This is a genomic window from Ramlibacter sp. MAHUQ-53 (genome assembly GCF_052600055.1).
The window spans coordinates 205423-223933 of sequence record NZ_JBQWTS010000004.1; the positions used below are offsets into that span (position 1 = coordinate 205423).

The following is an 18511-nucleotide window of genomic DNA, read 5'->3' on the forward strand; positions in this document are numbered from 1 at the left end:
CGGATCCAGGAGACACCCCGCCCATGACCGACCTGTCCGCCGAATTCAAGGCGCTCGCCGACTACCGCCCCACGAACAAGGTTCGCTTCGTCACCGCCGCCAGCCTGTTCGATGGCCATGACGCCGCCATCAACATCATGCGGCGCATCCTCCAGGGCATGGGGGCCGAGGTGATCCACCTGGGCCACAACCGCTCGGTCGACGAGGTCGTCACCGCCGCCCTGCAGGAAGACGTGCAGGGCATCGCGGTCAGCTCCTACCAGGGCGGCCACGTCGAGTACTTCAAGTACATGGTGGACCTGCTGCGCCAGCGCGGCGGCAGCCACATCCAGGTGTTCGGCGGCGGCGGCGGCGTGATCGTGCCGGCCGAGATCCGCGAGCTGCAGGCCTACGGCGTCACCCGCATCTACAGCCCGGAGGACGGCCAGCGCATGGGCCTGCAGGGCATGATCGGCGAGATGGTCATGCGCTGCGACCAGGACCTCAGCGCCCACGCGCCGAAGTCCGTCGAGGCGATCCAGGGCCATGGCGAGATGGCCTGGCGCGCCCTCGCCCAGCTGGTCACCGCGATCGAGAACGGCCAGGTCGACCCCGCCATGGTCAAGCAGCTGCACGCGGCCGCCGCGCAGCGCCAGGTCCCCGTGCTGGGCATCACCGGCACCGGCGGCGCCGGCAAGTCCTCCCTCACCGACGAACTGATTCGCCGCCTGCGCCTGGACCAGGACGACCGCCTGCGCATCGCGGTGATCTCCATCGACCCCTCGCGCCGCAAGAGCGGCGGCGCGCTGCTGGGCGACCGCATCCGCATGAACGCGATCAACCCCTGGAGCCAGGGCCCGCGCGTGTTCATGCGCTCGCTGGCCACGCGGGACTTCGGCAGCGAGATCTCCGCCGCCCTGCCCGACGTGGTGGCCGCCTGCAAGGCCGCCGGCTTCGACCTGGTGATCGTCGAGACCTCGGGCATCGGCCAGGGCGACGCCGCCATCGTGCCGCACGTGGACATCCCGATGTACGTGATGACGCCGGAGTTCGGCGCCGCCAGCCAGCTCGAGAAGATCGACATGCTGGACTTCGCCGAGTTCGTGGCGATCAACAAGTTCGACCGCAAGGGCGCCTCCGACGCCCTGCGCGACGTGGCCAAGCAGGTGCAGCGAAACAAGGAAGCCTGGACCACGCCCACCGAGCAGATGCCGGTGTTCGGCACCATGGCCGCCCGCTTCAACGACGACGGCGTGACCGCCCTGTTCCAGGCGCTCAAGCCGCGCCTGCAGGAACTGGGCGTTGCCTTCGCCGACGGCCGCCTGCCCCGCGTGGACGTGCGCCACAGCACCAACCAGACCCCGATCGTGCCGCCGGCGCGCACCCGTTACCTGGCCGAGATCTCCGACTCGGTGCGCGGCTACAAGAAGCGCGCTCGCGCCCAGGCGGCCCTGGTGCGCGAGATCCAGCAGCTCGAGGCCGCTGCCGCCATGCTGAAGGTGGACAAGCCCGGCCGCGCCCCTGCCGCCGAGGCCGCCCTGGACCTGGCCCGCCAGCGCCAGGAGCGCGTCGACGCCGACGCCCGCAAGCTGCTGGCCCAGTGGCCCGACATGCGCAAGGCCTACGCCGGCGACGAGTACGTGGTGAAGATCCGCGACAAGGAGATCCGCACCGCGCTGACCACCAAGTCGCTCTCGGGCACCACCATCCGCAAGGTGGTCCTGCCGAACTACGAGGACCACGGCGAGATCCTCAAGTGGCTGATGCTGGACAACGTGCCGGGCAGCTACCCCTACACCGCCGGCACCTTCGCCTTCAAGCGCGAGAACGAGGACCCGACCCGCATGTTCGCCGGCGAGGGCGACCCGTTCCGCACCAACCGGCGCTTCAAGCTGGTCTCCGAGGGCATGCCGGCCAAGCGCCTGTCCACTGCCTTCGACTCGGTCACGCTGTATGGCAACGACCCGGCCGAGCGCCCCGACATCTATGGCAAGGTGGGCAACTCCGGCGTGAACGTGGCCACGCTGGACGACATGAAGGTGCTGTACGACGGCTTCGACCTGTGCAACCCCACCACCTCGGTGTCCATGACCATCAACGGCCCGGCGCCGTCGATCCTGGCGATGTTCATGAACACCGCCATCGACCAGAACCTGGCGAAGTTCAAGGCCGAGAACGGCCGTGAGCCCACCGACACCGAGGCCGCCAAGATCCGCGAATGGGTGCTGGCCAACGTGCGCGGCACGGTGCAGGCCGACATCCTCAAGGAAGACCAGGGCCAGAACACCTGCATCTTCTCCACCGAGTTCAGCCTCAAGGTCATGGGCGACATCGCCGAGTACTTCGTGCACCACAACGTGCGCAACTTCTACTCGGTGTCGATCTCCGGCTACCACATCGCCGAGGCGGGCGCCAACCCGATCTCGCAGCTGGCCTTCACGCTCTCGAACGGCTTCACCCTGGTGGAGGCCTACCTGGCGCGGGGCATGCACATCGACGATTTCGCGCCCAACCTGAGCTTCTTCTTCTCCAACGGCATGGACCCGGAGTACACCGTGATGGGCCGCGTGGCGCGCCGCATCTGGGCGGTGGCCATGAAGGAGAAGTACGGCGCCAACGAGCGCTCGCAGAAGCTCAAGTACCACATCCAGACCTCGGGCCGCAGCCTGCACGCGCAGGAAATCCAGTTCAACGACATCCGCACCACGCTACAGGCGCTGATCGCGATCTACGACAACTGCAACTCGCTGCACACCAACGCCTTCGACGAGGCCATCACCACGCCCACCGAGGACAGCGTGCGCCGCGCCATGGCGATCCAGCTGATCATCAACCGCGAGTGGGGCCTGGCCAAGAACGAGAACCCGAACCAGGGCGCCTTCGTGATCGAGGAGCTGACCGAGCTGGTGGAGGAGGCGGTGCTGGCCGAGTTCGAGCGCATCGCCGAGCGCGGCGGCGTGCTGGGCGCGATGGAGACCGGCTACCAGCGAGGCCGCATCCAGGACGAGTCCATGCACTACGAGATGCTCAAACACACCGGCGAGCTGCCCATCATCGGGGTCAACACCTTCCGCAACCCCAAGGGCGACACCATCCCCGAGAAGCTGGAGCTGGCCCGCTCCACCGAGGAGGAAAAGCAAAGCCAGCTCGCCCGCTTGCAGGACTTCCACCAGCGCCACGCCGGCGAAGCGCCGGCGATGCTGAAGCGGCTGCAGCAGGCCGTGATCGACAACGGCAACGTGTTCGAGGTGCTGATGGACGCGGTGCGCGTGTGCTCGCTGGGCCAGATCACCAATGCCCTGTTCGAGGTGGGCGGGCAGTACCGCCGCAACATGTGAAACCCTCCCGGTAATTACCTAGGGGCTTTCCCCCCTGTTGCGCCGCAGCGGGCCCACCTACAGTGGGCCCGTCTGTTTTGGGAGCGCAACTTGTCGACGGAGTACATCCTCGAGACGCAGGGCCTGACCAAGGAATTCAAGGGATTCGTGGCGGTCAACAACGTCGACCTGAAGGTCCGGCGCGGAGACATCCACGCGCTGATCGGCCCCAACGGCGCCGGCAAGACCACCTTCTTCAACCTCCTGACCAAGTTCCTGCCGCCCACGCGGGGCACCATCACCTATCGCGGCCAGGACATCACCCACGAGAAGCCCGCGCAGACCGCGCGCCGCGGCATCGTGCGCTCCTTCCAGATTTCGGCCGTCTTCCCGCACATGACGGTGCTGGAGAACGTGCGCGCCGCCCTCCAGCGCGGCGAGGGCACCTCCTTCCACTTCTGGACGCCCGAGAGCTCCCTGTACCACCTGCATGACCGCGCCCGCCAGCTGCTGGACGACGTGGACCTGCTCGATTTCCAGGACGAACTCACCGTCAACCTGCCCTATGGCCGCAAGCGCGCCCTGGAGCTGGCCACCACCATGGCCCTGGAGCCCGACCTGATGCTGCTGGACGAACCCACCCAGGGCATGGGCCACGAGGACGTGGGCCGGGTCACGCAGTTGATCAAGAAGGTCTCCATCGGCCGCACCATCCTGATGGTGGAGCACAACATGAACGTGGTGTCGTCCATCGCCGACCGCATCACCGTGCTGCAGCGCGGCTCGGTGATCGCCGACGGTCCCTATGCCGAGGTCTCCCGCGACCCGCAGGTGATCGAGGCCTACATGGGCTCCGCCGACACCGAGCTGCAGGGAGCCCACTGACATGGCCCAGGAGCTGCTGGAGATTCAGGACCTGCACGCCTGGTACGGCGAGTCCCACGTGCTGCATGGCGTGAACCTCACGGTGAACGAGGGCGAGGTGGTCTCGCTGCTGGGGCGCAACGGCGCAGGCCGCACCACCACCCTGCGCGCCATCATGGGCCTGACCGGCCGGCGCACCGGCTCGATCCGCGTGGCCGGGCGCGAGGCCATCAAGCTGGCGCCGCACAAGGTGGCGCGCCTGGGCCTGGGCTACTGCCCCGAGGAGCGCGGCATCTTCGCCAGCCTCTCGGCGCAGGAGAACCTGCTGCTGCCGCCCACCCTGGCCGCCGGCGGCATGAGCGTGGCCGAGATCTACGAGATGTTCCCCAACCTCAAGGAGCGCGCCGCCAGCCCCGGCACGCGCCTGTCCGGCGGCGAGCAGCAGATGCTGGCGGTGGCGCGCATCCTGCGCACCGGCGCGCGACTGCTGCTGCTCGACGAAATCTCCGAGGGCCTGGCCCCGGTGATCGTGCAGAAGCTCGCCGAGACCATCCGCACGCTCAAGGCCAAGGGCTACACCATCGTGCTGGTGGAGCAGAACTTCCGCTTCGCCGCGCCCCTCGCCGACCGCTTCTACGTGATGGAGCACGGCAAGATCGTCCGCGAATTCGCGCAGCACCAGTTGCAGGGCAACATGGCCATGCTGCAGGAGTACCTCGGCGTGTGAGCGCCGCCCTTTTCGATGATGAAGGAGACCCCCATGAAACTCAGGAAGACCGTCGCAGCCTGCACCCTCGCCTTCGCCGGCCTCGCCGGACTGTCCGCCCCGGCCCAGGCGCAGTTCTCGGGTGACGTGATCCGCATCGGCATCATCACCGACATGTCCAGCGTCTACGCCGACATCGATGGCCCCGGCGGCGTCGAGGCGGTGCGCATGGCCATCGCCGACATGGGCGGCGCCATCAACGGCAAGAAGATCGAGGTCCTCTCGGCCGACCACCAGAACAAGCCCGACGTGGCCGCCACCAAGGCCCGCGAGTGGTTCGACACCCAGGGCCTGGACATGCTGATCGGCGGCACCAACTCCGGCGTGAACCTGGCCATGGCCAAGGTCGCCGCCGAGAAGAAGCGCCCCTTCATGGTGGTGGGCGCCGCCACCTCCGCGCTGACCAACGACCAGTGCACGCCCTACACCCTGCACTGGGCCTATGACACCACCGCCCTGGCCAAGGGCACGGGCGCCGCGGTGGTCAAGCAGGGCGGCAAGTCCTGGTACTTCCTCACCGCCGACTACGCCTTCGGCCACCAGCTGCAGGCCGACACCACCAAGGTGGTCGAGGCCAACGGCGGCAAGGTGGTGGGCTCGGTGCGCGCCCCGCTCAACGCCAGCGACTTCTCCTCGTTCCTGCTGCAGGCGCAGGGCAGCAAGGCGCAGATCCTGGGCCTGGCCAACGCCGGCGGCGACACCATCAACTCCATCAAGGCGGCCAACGAGTTCGGCATCACCAAGTCGATGAAGCTGGCCGGCCTGCTGGTGTTCATCAACGACATCCACTCGCTGGGCCTGAAGACCACCCAGGGCATGTACCTCACGGACAGCTGGTACTGGAACCAGAGCCAGGAGACCCGCGCCTGGTCGCGCCGCTTCTTCGAGAAGATGAAGCGCATGCCCTCCTCGCTGCAGGCCGCCGACTACTCGGCCGCCACCCAGTACCTGGCCGCCGTCAAGGCCACCGGCACCGACGACCCCGAGAAGGTGCTGGCCCACCTGAAGAAGGCCAAGTTCAACGACATCTTCATGAAGGGCGGCTACGTTCGCGCCGACGGCCGGGTGATCCATGACATGTACCTGATGCAGGTGAAGTCGCCCGACAAGTCCACCGAACCCTGGGACTACTACGAGGTCAAGCAGGTCTTCAAGGGCGAGGAGGCCTGGACCACCAAGGCCGACTCCAAGTGCCCCCTCTGGAAGTGACGCACGCGCCCCGCTGACCGGACCCCATGACTGAAATCTTCGGCATTCCCATCCAGGCCTTCCTCGGGCAGCTGATGCTCGGGCTGGTGAACGGCGCGTTCTACGCCATGCTCTCCCTGGGCCTGGCGGTGATCTTCGGCCTGCTGGACATCGTGAACTTCGCGCATGGCGCGCTGTACATGGTGGGCGCCTTCGCCGCCTGGATCATGCTGGACAAGTGGGGGATCGGTTACTGGTGGTCGCTGCTGCTGGCGCCGCTGATGGTGGGCACGCTCGGCGTGCTGATCGAGCGGAGCTTCCTCAAGCGGCTGTACGGGCTGGACCCGTTGTACGGGTTGCTGCTCACCTTCGGCCTGTCGCTGATCCTGGAGGGCATCTTCCGCGACCAGTACGGCGTCTCGGGCCAGTCCTACTCGGTGCCCGAGGAACTGGCGGGTGCGACCAACCTCGGGTTCATGATCCTGCCCAATTACCGGGCCTGGGTGGTGCTGGCGTCCGTCGTCGTGTGCCTGGGCACCTGGTGGCTGATCGAGCGCACGCGGCTGGGCGCCTACCTGCGGGCCGGCACCGAGAACGCGAAGCTGGTCCAGGCCTTCGGCGTGAACGTGCCGATGATGGTCATGCTGACCTACGGCGCCGGCGCCGCACTGGCCGCCCTCGCGGGCGTGCTGGCAGCGCCGGTGATCCAGGTCACGCCGCTCATGGGCTCCAACCTGATCATCGTGGTCTTCGCGGTGGTGGTGATCGGCGGGATGGGCTCCATCCTCGGTTCGGTGGTCACCGGCCTGGGACTGGGCGTGATCGAGGGCTTCACCCGGGTGTTCTACCCCGAGGCCTCCAGCATCGTCGTCTTCGTGATCATGGCCATCGTGCTGGTGCTGCGCCCCGCCGGCCTCTTCGGCAAGGAAACATGACCCGCCCGTCCTCGAGCCATGCTGTCTAAACTTTCCCGCCTCATCTACCTCGCGCTGCTGGCGCTGGCGCTGGCCGCGCCCCTGGTCGGCCTGTACCCGGTGTTCATGATGAAGCTGCTGTGCTTCGCCCTGTTCGCCTGTGCGTTCAACCTGCTGCTGGGGTTCACCGGGCTGCTGTCCTTCGGCCATGCGGCCTTCTTCGGCGGCGCAGCCTACGCGGCCGGCTGGCTCATGAAGTCCGGCGGCTTCACCCCCGAACTGGGCCTGCTGGCGGGCACGGTGATCGGCGGCCTGCTGGGGCTGGTGGTGGGCCTGATCGCCATCCGGCGCCAGGGCATCTACTTCGCCATGATCACCCTGGCGCTGGCGCAGATCGTCTTCTTCATCGCGCTGCAGGCGCCCTTCACCGGCGGCGAGGACGGCCTGCAGGGCGTGCCGCGCGGCCAGCTGCTGGGCCTGCTGCCGCTGGACTCGGACACCGTCCTGTACTACCTGGTGCTGGCGGTGTTCGTCGCCTGCTACCTGGGAATCCAGCGCATCGTCAGCTCGCCCTTCGGCCAGGTGCTGAAGATGATCCGCGAGAACGAGCCGCGCGCCGTCTCGCTCGGCTACGAGGTGGACCGCTACAAGCTGCTGGCCTTCGTGCTGTCGGCCGCCCTGGCCGGCCTGGCCGGCTCGCTCAAGACACTGGTGCTGGGCTTCGCCTCCCTGTCGGACGTGCACTGGTCGATGTCCGGCGAGGTCATCCTCATGAGCCTGCTGGGGGGCGTGGGCACCTTCTTCGGCCCGGTCCTCGGCTCGGCCATCGTGATCGGCCTGCAGAACATGCTGGCCGACAAGGTGGGCGCCTGGGTCACGGTGATCATCGGCGTGATCTTCGTGGTGTGCGTGCTGTCCTTCCGCAAGGGCCTGGTCGGCGAGCTGCTCGCGTGGATCGAGCGGCGCCGCGCGCGCGGCGCCGCGCCGGCGCAGCGGCCGGCCGCCGACGCTCAGAGCGTGTAGTTCTGCGGGCCCTTGCTGGCGATCTTGATCGCGCCGACGCGGTTGCCCAGCTCCGCGCACTTCGCCAGCGACCAGCCCTGCTCCAGCCCGTGCAGCAGCGCGCCGCGCCAGGCGTCGCCGCAGCCGGTGGGGTCGACCACGTCCTTCGCGGAGACCGGGGGCACGTGGGTCTTCTCGCCGTCGACCCAGACCTCGCAGCCCTCGCCGCCCAGCGTGATCACCAGGCCCTGCACGCGGCGCGAGATCTCGGCCGGCGTCCAGCCGGTGCGCTCGCACAGCATCTTGCCCTCGTAGTCGTTGACCGTGACCCAGGTGGCCTGGTCGACGAAGTTCGCCAGCTCGTCGCCGCCGAACATGGGCAGGCCCTGGCCCGGGTCGAACACGAAGGGGATGCCGGCGGCCTTGAACTGCTCGGCGTGCTGCAGCATGGCGTCACGGCCGTCGGGCGAGATGATGCCCAGCTTGATGTCGGCGCGCGGCTCGATGCGGGTGATGTGGGCCTGCATCATCGCGCCCGGGTGGAAGGCGGTGATCTGGTTGTTGTCCAGGTCCGTCATGATCATCGCCTGCGCGGTGTAGGTGTCGTCCACCTGGCGCACGAACTCGGTGCTGATGCCCAGCTTCCTCATGCGCTCGAGGTAACCGGCGCCGTCGCTGCCGACGGTGGCCATGGGCAGGGGCGTGCCGCCCAGGAGCTTGAGCGCGTAGGCGATGTTGCCGGCGCAGCCCCCGAAGTCGCGGCGCAGCGCCGGGACCAGGAAGGACACGTTGAGGATGTGCAGTTGCTCGGGGAGGATCTGCTGCGAGAACTTGCCCTCGAAGTTCATGATGGTGTCGAACGCGAGGGATCCACAGATCACGGCGGCCATGGTGTCGTCTGCCTTGTAGGAAAGAAAGGGAAAGGGGTCAGGGGTAGAAAGCCAGCAGCCGGTAGCCCGCGATGCGCGCGGTCGCCGGGCCGGGGGCCACGGCGAGGGTGAGCGTGGCGGTCCACTCGGTGCTGGCGGCCAGGACGGCCGGGGCCTCGGGGCCGAGGTCGGCGGGCTGCAGCACGCGCCGCAGCACGGGCTGGTCCTGGGTATCGGTGAGGGTCAGCTCCAGCGCCGGCAGGGCCACGGCGGCCGAGGACGGGTTGGAGAGCGTGACCGTGAGCCGGTAGGCGTCGGGCCGCAGTCGGCTGAAGCTCGAGCCGTCGATGGCGACCGCATCGATCTGGCGCGGCGGGCCGATGCGGCACTGGGGCGGCTGGCACAGGAGCTCGAGCGCCGGCTTCAGGACCGGGAAGGCGTTGGCCAGCCGGTCGCGGTGGTGCAGCGCGAGCTGGGCGGACAGCACCGCCAGCAGGGCCAGGGCCAGCAGGCCGAGCGCAGCCCGCACCACGGGCCGGCGCCAGAGCGCGCGGCGGCGGGCCTGGCGGACGAAGGAAATGTCCTCGAGCCGGGACGGGCCGGCGGCCTCGGACGCGGGCCCGGGGGCGTCGTCAGGCGTGCCGGCTGCGGCAGCGGGGCGCGTCTCCTCCGGCTGCAGCGATGCGGATGCCGCGCCGGGGGACGGCAGCTCGGGCCCGGCGGGGGCATCGAGCGTGGGCTCGATGCGGCCTTCGGCGGACGGATGCGGTTCGTGCGGTTCGGCCGGGCCGCCTGGCGCATCCGCCGAGGGCTCGCTGGCCCAGGGCGGAAGCTCGACGACCGTGTCCTGCGCCTCGGGCGCCGGCAGGTCCTCGACCGCGACGGTGGCTTCGAAGCCCGCGTCGGCTGCCGTATCCCGCGGCTCGCTCGGCGGCGCGGCGTGCGCCGGGGACGGGGCGAAGCGGCTGGCGTCAGCAGCGACGGAGGACGGGAGCGAGGCTGGCGCCAGGTCCGGCACCGACTGCACCACGGCCGAGGCATCGAACACCTCGCTGCACTGGCCGCAGCGCACCCAGCCATCGGAAATCTTGAGCTGATCGGGCACCACCCGGAACCGGGTTCCGCAAGCGGGGCAACGGGTGATCAGGCTCATGCGAAGGGCATTGTAGACAGGCCCGACGCGGCGCGAATCAGAAGCGCGCGGTCATGAGGATCCAGCCGTCCTCGGTGTCCGAGACCTCGAGCGAGGCATAGGGCGCGTAGGCTTCCTTGAGCTCGTCGGCCTGGCGCGCCAGGATGCCCGCGAGCACCAGCGAGCCGCCCGGGCGCACATGGCCGCACAGCAGCGGGGCCAGCACCTTCAGCGGCGTCGCCAGGATGTTGGCGAGCACGGTGTCATAGGTGCCTTGCGCCTTGTCCGGCAGGCCGGCGCGCAGGGAGGCCTCGTTGGCCTGGGCATTGTCCAGCGTGGAGCGCACCGCGGCCTCGTCGATGTCGACCGCGTCGATGTCGGTGGCGCCGAACTTGGCCGCGCCGATCGCCAGGATGCCCGAGCCGCAGCCGTAATCGAGCACGCGCTGGCCGGCCACCGGGTGGGTGGCGATCCAGCGCAGGCACATGCGCGTGGTCGGGTGGGTGCCGGTGCCGAAGGCCAGGCCCGGGTCCAGGCGGATCACCCGGGTGGCCTGCGCCGGCGGCTCGTGCCAGGTGGGCACGATCCAGAACTCGGGCGTGATCTCCACCGGCTCGAACTGGGACTGCGTCAGGCGCACCCAGTCCTGGTCCGGCACGGCGGCCACGCCCAGCAGGCGGCAGCCGCCGAAGAAGTCCTGCACCTGCAGCAGGCGCGCCGCCTCCTGGGCTGCGGCCTCCGTGGGGAACAGGGCGACCACGCGCGAGCGCTGCCAGCCCTCCTTGGGCGGCGGCATGCCCGGCTCGCCGAACAGGGCCTGCTCGGCCTCGGTGTGGGCGTCGGCGTCCTCGACGGACACGCTCAGCGCGTCCAGCGCGTCGAGCGCATCGGAGAGGACCTCGACGCGGTCCTCGGGGCACAGCAGGCTCAGTTCGAACATCAGGGGCTCAGCGCTTGTGGTGGCCCAGCCACTCTTCGAGGTAGTGGATGTTCGTGCCGCCGGTCATGAACTTGGCGTCCACCATCAGCTCGCGGTGCAGCGGGATGTTGGTGTTGATGCCCTCGACCACCGTCTCCAGCAGCGCGGTGCGCATGCGGGCCAGCGCCTGGTCGCGGGTGTCGCCGTGGACGATGATCTTGCCGATCATGCTGTCGTAGTTGGGCGGCACGAAGTAGTTGTTGTAGACGTGCGAGTCGACGCGCACGCCCGGGCCGCCGGGGGCGTGCCACTGGGTGATGCGGCCGGGCGACGGCACGAACTTGAACGGGTCCTCGGCGTTCACGCGGCACTCGATCGCGTGGCCGCGGATCTGGATGTCGCGCTGAGAGAAGGGCAGCTTCTCGCCGGCGGCCACCATGATCTGGGTCTTGACGATGTCCACGCCCGTGATCAGCTCGGTCACCGGATGCTCCACCTGCACGCGGGTGTTCATCTCGATGAAGTAGAACTCGCCGTTCTCGTACAGGAACTCGAAGGTGCCCGCGCCGCGGTAGCCGATCTTCTTGCAGGCGGCGACACAGCGCTCGCCGATCTTGTCGATCAGCTTGCGCGGGATGCCGGGGGCCGGCGCTTCCTCGATCACCTTCTGGTGGCGGCGCTGCATGGAGCAGTCGCGCTCGCCGAGGTAGACCGCGTTGCGGTGCTTGTCGGCCAGGACCTGGATCTCGATGTGGCGCGGGTTCTGGAGGAACTTCTCCATGTACACCGCCGGGTTGCCGAAGGCGGCGCCGGCTTCGGCGCGCGTCATGGCGACGGCATTGATCAGCGCGGCTTCGGTGTGGACCACGCGCATGCCGCGGCCGCCGCCACCGCCCGCCGCCTTGATGATGACGGGGTAGCCGATGGACTTGGCGATGCGGCGCACCTGCACCGGGTCTTCCGGCAGCTCGCCCTCGGAGCCGGGCACGCAGGGCACGCCGGCCTTGATCATGGCCTGCTTGGCCGAGACCTTGTCGCCCATGATCCGGATGGATTCAGGCGTGGGGCCGATGAACTGGAAGCCGCTCTTCTCGACGCGCTCGGCGAAGTCGGCGTTCTCGGAGAGGAAGCCGTAGCCGGGGTGGATGGCTTCCGCGTCGGTCACCTCGGCCGCCGAGATGATGGCGGGCACGTTCAGGTAACTGAGCGGCGACGGCGCGGGGCCGATGCAGACGGCCTCGTCGGCCAGCTTCACATATTTGGCTTCGCGGTCGGCCTCCGAATAGACCATGACCGCGGTCACGCCCAGCTCGCGGCAGGCGCGCTGGACTCGCAGGGCAATCTCGCCTCGGTTGGCGACGAGGATCTTCTTGAACATCACTCGATCACGAACAGCGACTGGCCGTACTCGACGGCCTGGCCGTTCTCGCACAGGATCTTGCTGATGGTGCCGGCCTTGTCGGCCTCGATCTCGTTGAGGATCTTCATCGCCTCGATGATGCAGATCGTGTCGCCGGCCTTGACCTGCTGGCCGACCTCGACGAAGGGCTTGGCACCCGGGCTGGAAGCCCGGTAGAAGGTGCCGACCATGGGCGACTTGACGGCGTGGCCGGCAGGCTCGGCCGGGGCGGCGGCCGGCGCGGGCGCGGCGGCGGCAGGAACGGCAGCGATCGCGGGGGCAGCGGCAGCGGCCACGACGGCCGGGGCGGCAGCCACCTGCACCACGGCAGGCTGGCCCTTGACGATGCGGACCTTGCCTTCAGCCTCGGTGATTTCCAGTTCGGAGACGTTGGAGTCCGACACCAGGTCGATCAACGTCTTGAGTTTGCGCAAGTCCATGAGGGTCTCCAGGGATCCTTGAATACGGTCTAAAGGGTGGAATGTACCGAATATTTCGCCAATTTGCGGCATTTTTCGGCATCTGGCGCTATTTTTCTTTTTCTAGCGGCCATTTGAGCGACTGGCGGAGCGGTGTCCGCCCTTGTCTCAGGTTCCGGCGGCGGCCTTCCAGGCCGCCAGCTCGGCAGTTGTCACCTGCCCCATTTTACGCTGCCTCACGGAACCGTCCGGCCCGAGCACGACAGTGAACGGCAATCCGCCTGAGGAATTTCCGAGGGCCTTGCCCAGTTCCGTGCCTTCAAGTCCGGCGAAGCCGATGGGAAAAGTCACGGGCGTGCGCTCCAGGAAACGCCGTACCGAACTGGGCTGGTCGATCGCCAATCCGATCACTTGCCAGCCGGATGCCGAATTTTCCCGGAAGAAGGCGTCCAGCATCGGCATTTCCTCGACGCAGGGCGGGCACCAGGTGGCCCAGAAGTTCACGAGCAGCGGGCGGCCGCGCAGGCTGGCCAGCGCCAGGGGGGGGCCGGCGGGGGTTTCGAAGGTCCTGCTCCACAGGCCCTCCGCGGCGGCATCCGCCAGCGGGGCGGGCTGCAGCCGCTTCCAGGCGATCAGGGCGCCGGCACCGGCGGCAGCGGCGGCGACACCGCCGACCAGCAGGCGGCGGCGCATTTCAGGGCTGGCCATCGGTCACCTCCTGGGCCATCAGGGCCCGCAGGTCGGCCAGGTCGCCGCGCGGCTGCCGGCCGCGGGCATCGCGGCGCAGGGCCCCGCGCAGGTCGTCATGGTCGTGAATGAGCAGGTGCAGGCCGATCATCTCGCCCAGCTCGGCGCAACGCACCGACAGGCTCAGGGCATCGACCGGCTCGCCCTGGAAGCCGGGGACGCTGCGGGCCTCGAAGTCGACGCCCTTGTCGATCAGGGTGATCTCGGCGGACTTGGGGTCGTCGCAGAACAGCTGCAGGTAGATGTCGGACAGGCGGGTGGCCGTGCCGTGCCAGACCGCCCCGCCCAGGTGCGGGCGGAACTCCGCGAGCCGCTCCATCCAGGTCGCGGCCAGGCGGCGCAGGGCCGCGAGCTCGGCCGGCTGGGTATCGGCGCAGAAGAGTTGAAGGTATTCACGGACCGAGGCCTCGACGGCGTCGTTGTCCGGGAGCGCGGTGCGCGCGGGCAGCCCGAGCTGCCGCACCGCACGGCGCTTGGCCGGGCCGTATTCCAGGCCCTCCTCCACCACCAGGCGGGCGGCGGTGGCGGCGATCTCCAAGGTGGCGCTTTGCATGACCGCGCGATTGTGCGCCTTCCCGGCGTCCGGCCCTGCGGCGCGGGCCCAAAGGCCACGGCCGGCCCCACGATAATCGGCGCCCATGCACATTCATATCCTGGGCATCTGCGGCACCTTCATGGGTGGCGTGGCCGCCCTCGCCCGCGAGGCGGGCCACCGGGTCACCGGCTGCGACGCCGGCGTCTACCCCCCCATGAGCGACCAGCTGCGCGCCCTGGGCATCGACCTGATCGAAGGCTTCGGCGCGGAGCAGATGGCCCTGCGGCCGGATGTCTGGGTGGTCGGCAACGTGGTCTCCCGCGCCCGGCTGCCCGACGGCTCGCCCAAGTTCCCCCTGATGGAAGCCATCCTGGATGCCGGCGCGCCCTACACCAGCGGCCCGCAGTGGCTGCTGGAGAACGTGCTCCAGGGCCGCCACGTGCTGGCGGTGGCCGGCACGCACGGCAAGACCACCACCACCTCCATGCTGGCCTGGGTGCTGGAGCAGGCGGGGCTGGAGCCCGGCTTCCTGGTGGGCGGCGTGCCGGTGAATTTCGGCGTGTCGGCCCGGCTCGGGAAGGGTCCCTGCTTCGTCATCGAGGCCGACGAGTACGACACCGCCTTTTTCGACAAGCGCAGCAAGTTCGTCCACTACCGCCCGCGCACCGCGATCCTGAACAACCTGGAGTTCGACCACGCGGACATCTTCGACAACCTGACGGCGATCGAGCGCCAGTTCCACCACCTGGTGCGCACGGTGCCGCCGTCGGGCCGCGTGGTGGTGAACGGGCTGGAGGAGAGCCTGGCGCGGGTGCTGCACCAGGGCTGCTGGAGCGAGGTGCGCAGCTTCGGCGCCGCGGTGAGCGACTTCACCGCCGAGGGCGAGCCGGGCGCGTTCGACGTGCTGCAGCACGGCCGCAAGGTGGCGCGGGTGGCCTGGTCGCTGGGCGGGGTGCACAACCAGCTCAACGCCCTGGCGGCCATCGCGGCTGCTGACCATGTGGGCGTGGCGCCCGAGGTCGCGGCGCGGGCGCTGGGCGCATTCGAGAACGTCAAGCGCCGCATGGAGCGGCGCGGCACGGTGCGCGGCATCTCGGTGTTCGACGACTTCGCGCACCACCCCACCGCGATCCGCACGACGGTGGACGGCCTGCGCCGCCAGCTGCAGCCGGGCCAGCGCATCCTCGCGGTGTTCGAGCCGCGCAGCAACACGATGAAGCTGGGCACCATGAAGTCCCAGCTGCCCTGGAGCCTGGAGCAGGCCGACCTGGCCTTCTGCCACGCCGGCGGGCTGGACTGGGATGCGCGCGAGGCCCTCGCTCCGATGGGCGCGCGCGCCCAGGTGGGCGACACCATCGACGCACTGGTGCAGCAGGTCGTCGCCGCCGCGCGCGAGGGCGACCAGGTCCTGTGCATGAGCAATGGCGGCTTCGGCGGGATCCACGCCAAGCTGCTGGCGGCGCTGGAGGCGGCGGGCCGGGGTTAATCCGCACCCCCCGGGCGGAAGGGCTTCAGAGTCCCTTCGGAAGCCCGGTGCTGGCCCTGGAAGTCCGGTCCACGGGGCGGCCGCTGGAGGAGCGGACGCCCCAGGCGTCCGCCAGCCCCCGGAGGGTCAACCGCGGCGGCGCTTCACCGCCTCGGCCAGCACGTCCAGCACCTCGACCGACTGGTCCCAGCCCAGGCAGGCGTCGGTGATGCTCTTGCCGTAGGCGAGCTTGTTCACGTCGTCCTTGCCCGGCGTGAACTTCTGCGCGCCGGCCTCGATGTGGCTCTCGACCATCACGCCGAAGATGCTACGGGAGCCGCCCTGGATCTGGCCGGCGATGTCCCGCGCCACGTCCAGCTGCTTCTCGTGCTGCTTGCTGCTGTTGGCGTGGCTGCAGTCGACCATCAGCGTGGCCGGCAGGCCGGCGGCCTCCAGGTCCTTGCAGGCGGCGGCGACGCTCGCCGCGTCGTAGTTCGGCGCCTTGCCGCCGCGCAGGATCACGTGGCAGTCCTTGTTGCCCTGGGTCTGCACGATGGCGACCTGGCCGTTCTTGTGGACGGACAGGAAGTGGTGGCCGCGGGCCGCCGCCTGGATGGCGTCGGTGGCGATGCGGATGTTGCCGTCGGTGCCGTTCTTGAAGCCGATCGGGGCCGACAGGCCCGAGGCCAGCTCGCGGTGCACCTGGCTCTCGGTGGTGCGCGCGCCGATGGCGCCCCAGGCGATCAGGTCGCCGATGTACTGCGGCGAGATCACGTCCAGGAACTCGCTGCCCGCGGGCAGGCCCAGGCGGTTGATCTCGATCAGCAGCTGGCGGGCAATGCGCAGGCCCTCGTCGATGCGATAGCTCTCGTCGAGGTAGGGGTCGTTGATCAGGCCCTTCCAGCCCACCGTGGTGCGCGGCTTCTCGAAGTACACGCGCATCACGATCTCCAGCGAGTCGGCGTACTTCTCGCGCAGCGGCTTGAGGCGGCGGGCGTAGTCGATGGCGGCAGCCGGGTCATGGATGGAGCACGGGCCGATGACGACCAGCAGGCGGTCGTCGGTGCCATTCATGATGTCGTGGATGCGCCGGCGGGTGTCCGCGATCAGCTTCTCGACGGGCGAGCCGCTGATCGGGAAGAACCGGATCAGGTGTTCGGGAGGAGGCAGCACGGTGATGTCCTTGATGCGCTGGTCGTCGGTCTGGCCGGTCTTGTCGACGGGGTGCGCATACCAGGCGTCGCTGGCGGGGGTGGACTTCGCGGACATCGGGGGCTCCTTCCTCAAGTGTTCAAAAAAAGAAATCGGATCAAGGGGACGAAAAAAAACCGCCGGTGGGGACCGGCGGTTTTTTCGGGATTCCTGTGTGCGTCTTGCTTCTGGGTACGCTCAGGTCTCTCGGCCGCCGGTGGGGCTGGAGAAAAACCAAAAGTAGCCAAAAAAGAAAACGCTGCTGCGAGGCATGGGGGGGCAATCTACCACAGGTTCCTGACGCGGCCGCGTCAGGCCGTTCCGCCCACGGTCAGGCCGTCGATGCGCAGCGTGGGCTGGCCCACGCCCACCGGCACGCTCTGGCCCTCCTTGCCGCAGGTGCCCACGCCGCTGTCCAGGCGCATGTCGTTGCCGATCAGGCTCACGCGGGTCAGCGCGTCGGGGCCGTTGCCGACGATGGTGGCGCCCTTGACCGGGTAGAGGACCTTGCCGTTCTCGACCCAGTAGGCCTCGCTCGCGGAGAACACGAACTTGCCCGAGGTGATGTCGACCTGGCCGCCGCCGAAGTTGGTGGCGTACAGGCCCTTCTTGATGGAAGCCACGATCTCGTCGGGCGACTTGTCGCCGCCGAGCATGTAGGTGTTGGTCATGCGCGGCATGGGCACGTGGGCGTAGCTCTCGCGGCGGCCGTTGCCGGTGGGCTTGACGCCCATGAGGCGGGCGTTGAGCGAGTCCTGCATGTAGGCGCGCAGGATGCCGTCCTCGATCAGCACGTTGCGCTGGGTGGCATGGCCCTCGTCGTCGACATTGAGCGAGCCGCGGCGGTCGGCGATGGTGCCGTCGTCGAGCACGGTGACGCCCTTGGCCGCCACGCGCTGGCCGATGCGGCCGGAGAAGGCGCTGGAGCCCTTGCGGTTGAAGTCGCCCTCCAGGCCGTGGCCGATGGCCTCGTGCAGCAGGATGCCGGGCCAGCCCGAGCCCAGGACCACGGTCATCTCGCCGGCGGGCGCGGGGCGGGACTCGAGGTTGGTGAGGGCCGCATGGACCGCATGGTCCACGTATTGCGTGACGCGCTCGTCGTCGAAATAGCCCAGGCCGAAGCGGCCGCCGCCGCCGTGCGAGCCGACCTCGCGGCGGCCGTTCTGCTCGGCGATGACGGTGAGGGACAGGCGCACCAGCGGGCGCACGTCGGCGGCCAGGGTGCCGTCGGCGCGGGCCACCAGCACCACGTCCCACTCGCTGGCCAGGCCGGCCATGACCTGCACGACGCGCGGGTCCTTGGCGCGGGCCATCTTCTCGGCCTTCTCGAGCAGTTTCACCTTGGCGGTGCTGTCCAGGGTGGCGATGGGGTCGAGCCCGGGGTAGAGGGCGCGGCTGGCCGCGACCTTGCGCGCCGGCACCTTGACCCGGCCCTTGCCGGCGGCCGCGCCGATCGCGCGCACGGTGCGCGCGGCGTCCAGCAGCGAGGCCTCGGAGATGTCGTCGGAATAGGCGAAGGCGGTCTTCTCGCCGCTGACCGCGCGCACGCCCACGCCCTGGTCGATGCTGAAGCTGCCGGTCTTGACGATGCCCTCCTCCAGGCTCCAGCCCTCGCTGCGGGTGTACTGGAAGTACAGGTCGGCGTCGTCGACGCGGTGGCTGCGGATCTCGGCCAGCGCGCGCGCGAGGTGGGACTCGTCCAGGCCGAAAGGCTCCAGCAGCAGGCCGCGGGCGGTGGCCAGGCGTTCGAGGGTGGGTTCGCGAGAGATCATCGGGTGATTCCAGGAAGGTTCGGGGCCGCGACA

16 protein-coding genes are annotated in these 18511 nt (G+C 69.1%); 7 read left to right on the plus strand and 9 right to left on the minus strand.

Features of this window, described 5'->3' with window-relative positions; genetic code table 11:
* The first annotated feature begins 23 nt into the window (after nucleotides 1-23).
* The 6 genes from icmF to ACT80S_RS08490 all read left to right on the plus strand — a co-directional run bounded on the left by icmF (nucleotide 24) and on the right by ACT80S_RS08490 (nucleotide 8051).
* Complete coding sequence (gene icmF, locus ACT80S_RS08465) at nucleotides 24-3317, plus strand: fused isobutyryl-CoA mutase/GTPase IcmF (RefSeq protein WP_377415048.1); 3294 nt, start codon at nucleotides 24-26, stop codon at nucleotides 3315-3317.
* A 90-nt stretch (nucleotides 3318-3407) separates the two neighbouring features.
* Nucleotides 3408-4181, plus strand: a complete 774-nt coding sequence (locus tag ACT80S_RS08470) for an ABC transporter ATP-binding protein (protein ID WP_377415050.1) — start codon at nucleotides 3408-3410, stop codon at nucleotides 4179-4181.
* Nucleotide 4182: 1 nt separating this feature from the next.
* Nucleotides 4183-4887: an ABC transporter ATP-binding protein gene (locus tag ACT80S_RS08475; protein ID WP_377415052.1), complete on the plus strand. Its 705-nt coding sequence runs from the start codon at nucleotides 4183-4185 to the stop codon at nucleotides 4885-4887.
* A gap of 33 nt (nucleotides 4888-4920) precedes the next feature.
* On the plus strand, nucleotides 4921-6135 hold the full coding sequence (locus ACT80S_RS08480; RefSeq protein ID WP_377415054.1) for an ABC transporter substrate-binding protein: 1215 nt from the start codon (nucleotides 4921-4923) through the stop codon (nucleotides 6133-6135).
* Between the two features lie 26 nt (nucleotides 6136-6161).
* Nucleotides 6162-7049, plus strand: a complete 888-nt coding sequence (locus ACT80S_RS08485) for a branched-chain amino acid ABC transporter permease (protein WP_377415056.1) — start codon at nucleotides 6162-6164, stop codon at nucleotides 7047-7049.
* Nucleotides 7050-7067: 18 nt separating this feature from the next.
* Entirely contained in the window at nucleotides 7068-8051 is a 984-nt protein-coding gene (locus ACT80S_RS08490) for a branched-chain amino acid ABC transporter permease (RefSeq protein WP_377415058.1), read from the plus strand.
* Here the strand turns inward: ACT80S_RS08490 and ACT80S_RS08495 are convergent.
* From ACT80S_RS08495 to ACT80S_RS08525, 7 genes are all read right to left on the minus strand, one after another.
* Entirely contained in the window at nucleotides 8039-8920 is an 882-nt protein-coding gene (locus ACT80S_RS08495) for a carbohydrate kinase family protein (RefSeq protein WP_377415061.1), read from the minus strand. The two genes, ACT80S_RS08490 and ACT80S_RS08495, sit on opposite strands and share 13 nt — an antisense overlap.
* A 37-nt stretch (nucleotides 8921-8957) precedes the next feature.
* Nucleotides 8958-10052 (minus strand): DUF3426 domain-containing protein, encoded by a 1095-nt coding sequence (locus ACT80S_RS08500; protein ID WP_377415064.1) that lies wholly within the window; start codon nucleotides 10050-10052, stop codon nucleotides 8958-8960.
* A gap of 37 nt (nucleotides 10053-10089) precedes the next feature.
* Nucleotides 10090-10971, minus strand: a complete 882-nt coding sequence (gene prmA / locus ACT80S_RS08505) for a 50S ribosomal protein L11 methyltransferase (protein WP_377415067.1) — start codon at nucleotides 10969-10971, stop codon at nucleotides 10090-10092.
* 7 nt (nucleotides 10972-10978) lie between these two features.
* Nucleotides 10979-12328 (minus strand): acetyl-CoA carboxylase biotin carboxylase subunit, encoded by a 1350-nt coding sequence (gene accC, locus ACT80S_RS08510; protein ID WP_377415070.1) that lies wholly within the window; start codon nucleotides 12326-12328, stop codon nucleotides 10979-10981.
* Entirely contained in the window at nucleotides 12328-12789 is a 462-nt protein-coding gene (gene accB / locus ACT80S_RS08515; RefSeq protein ID WP_377415073.1) for an acetyl-CoA carboxylase biotin carboxyl carrier protein, read from the minus strand. The genes accC and accB overlap by 1 nt, the downstream gene beginning before the upstream one ends.
* A 147-nt stretch (nucleotides 12790-12936) precedes the next feature.
* Entirely contained in the window at nucleotides 12937-13476 is a 540-nt protein-coding gene (locus tag ACT80S_RS08520) for a TlpA disulfide reductase family protein (protein WP_377415076.1), read from the minus strand.
* Nucleotides 13463-14068, minus strand: a complete 606-nt coding sequence (locus tag ACT80S_RS08525; RefSeq protein ID WP_377415079.1) for a hypothetical protein — start codon at nucleotides 14066-14068, stop codon at nucleotides 13463-13465. Before ACT80S_RS08525 ends, ACT80S_RS08520 begins: the two co-directional genes overlap by 14 nt.
* Nucleotides 14069-14153: 85 nt before the next feature.
* Between ACT80S_RS08525 and mpl the strand changes: the two genes are divergently transcribed.
* Nucleotides 14154-15536 carry a UDP-N-acetylmuramate:L-alanyl-gamma-D-glutamyl-meso-diaminopimelate ligase gene (mpl, locus tag ACT80S_RS08530; protein WP_377415082.1) on the plus strand — a complete coding sequence of 461 codons (1383 nt, stop codon included), beginning with the start codon at nucleotides 14154-14156 and terminating at the stop codon, nucleotides 15534-15536.
* Between the two features lie 126 nt (nucleotides 15537-15662).
* On the opposite strand, the gene ACT80S_RS08535 is transcribed toward mpl, so the two are convergent.
* Nucleotides 15663-16784 (minus strand): 3-deoxy-7-phosphoheptulonate synthase, encoded by a 1122-nt coding sequence (locus ACT80S_RS08535; RefSeq protein WP_377415084.1) that lies wholly within the window; start codon nucleotides 16782-16784, stop codon nucleotides 15663-15665.
* Between the two features lie 233 nt (nucleotides 16785-17017).
* Entirely contained in the window at nucleotides 17018-18478 is a 1461-nt protein-coding gene (tldD, locus tag ACT80S_RS08540; protein WP_377415086.1) for a metalloprotease TldD, read from the minus strand.
* Nucleotides 18479-18511 lie beyond the last annotated feature (33 nt).

Coding starts and splice junctions, on each gene's coding strand:
- icmF (WP_377415048.1), top strand. CDS start 24: ATGACCGACCTGTCCGCCGAATTCAAGGCGCTCGCCGACTACCGCCCC.
- ACT80S_RS08475 (WP_377415052.1), top strand. CDS start 4,183: ATGGCCCAGGAGCTGCTGGAGATTCAGGACCTGCACGCCTGGTACGGC.
- ACT80S_RS08480 (WP_377415054.1), top strand. CDS start 4,921: ATGAAACTCAGGAAGACCGTCGCAGCCTGCACCCTCGCCTTCGCCGGC.
- ACT80S_RS08485 (WP_377415056.1), top strand. CDS start 6,162: ATGACTGAAATCTTCGGCATTCCCATCCAGGCCTTCCTCGGGCAGCTG.
- ACT80S_RS08490 (WP_377415058.1), top strand. CDS start 7,068: ATGCTGTCTAAACTTTCCCGCCTCATCTACCTCGCGCTGCTGGCGCTG.
- ACT80S_RS08495 (WP_377415061.1), bottom strand. CDS start 8,920: ATGGCCGCCGTGATCTGTGGATCCCTCGCGTTCGACACCATCATGAAC.
- ACT80S_RS08500 (WP_377415064.1), bottom strand. CDS start 10,052: ATGAGCCTGATCACCCGTTGCCCCGCTTGCGGAACCCGGTTCCGGGTG.
- prmA (WP_377415067.1), bottom strand. CDS start 10,971: ATGTTCGAACTGAGCCTGCTGTGCCCCGAGGACCGCGTCGAGGTCCTC.
- accC (WP_377415070.1), bottom strand. CDS start 12,328: ATGTTCAAGAAGATCCTCGTCGCCAACCGAGGCGAGATTGCCCTGCGA.
- accB (WP_377415073.1), bottom strand. CDS start 12,789: ATGGACTTGCGCAAACTCAAGACGTTGATCGACCTGGTGTCGGACTCC.
- ACT80S_RS08520 (WP_377415076.1), bottom strand. CDS start 13,476: ATGGCCAGCCCTGAAATGCGCCGCCGCCTGCTGGTCGGCGGTGTCGCC.
- ACT80S_RS08525 (WP_377415079.1), bottom strand. CDS start 14,068: ATGCAAAGCGCCACCTTGGAGATCGCCGCCACCGCCGCCCGCCTGGTG.
- mpl (WP_377415082.1), top strand. CDS start 14,154: ATGCACATTCATATCCTGGGCATCTGCGGCACCTTCATGGGTGGCGTG.
- ACT80S_RS08535 (WP_377415084.1), bottom strand. CDS start 16,784: ATGTCCGCGAAGTCCACCCCCGCCAGCGACGCCTGGTATGCGCACCCC.
- tldD (WP_377415086.1), bottom strand. CDS start 18,478: ATGATCTCTCGCGAACCCACCCTCGAACGCCTGGCCACCGCCCGCGGC.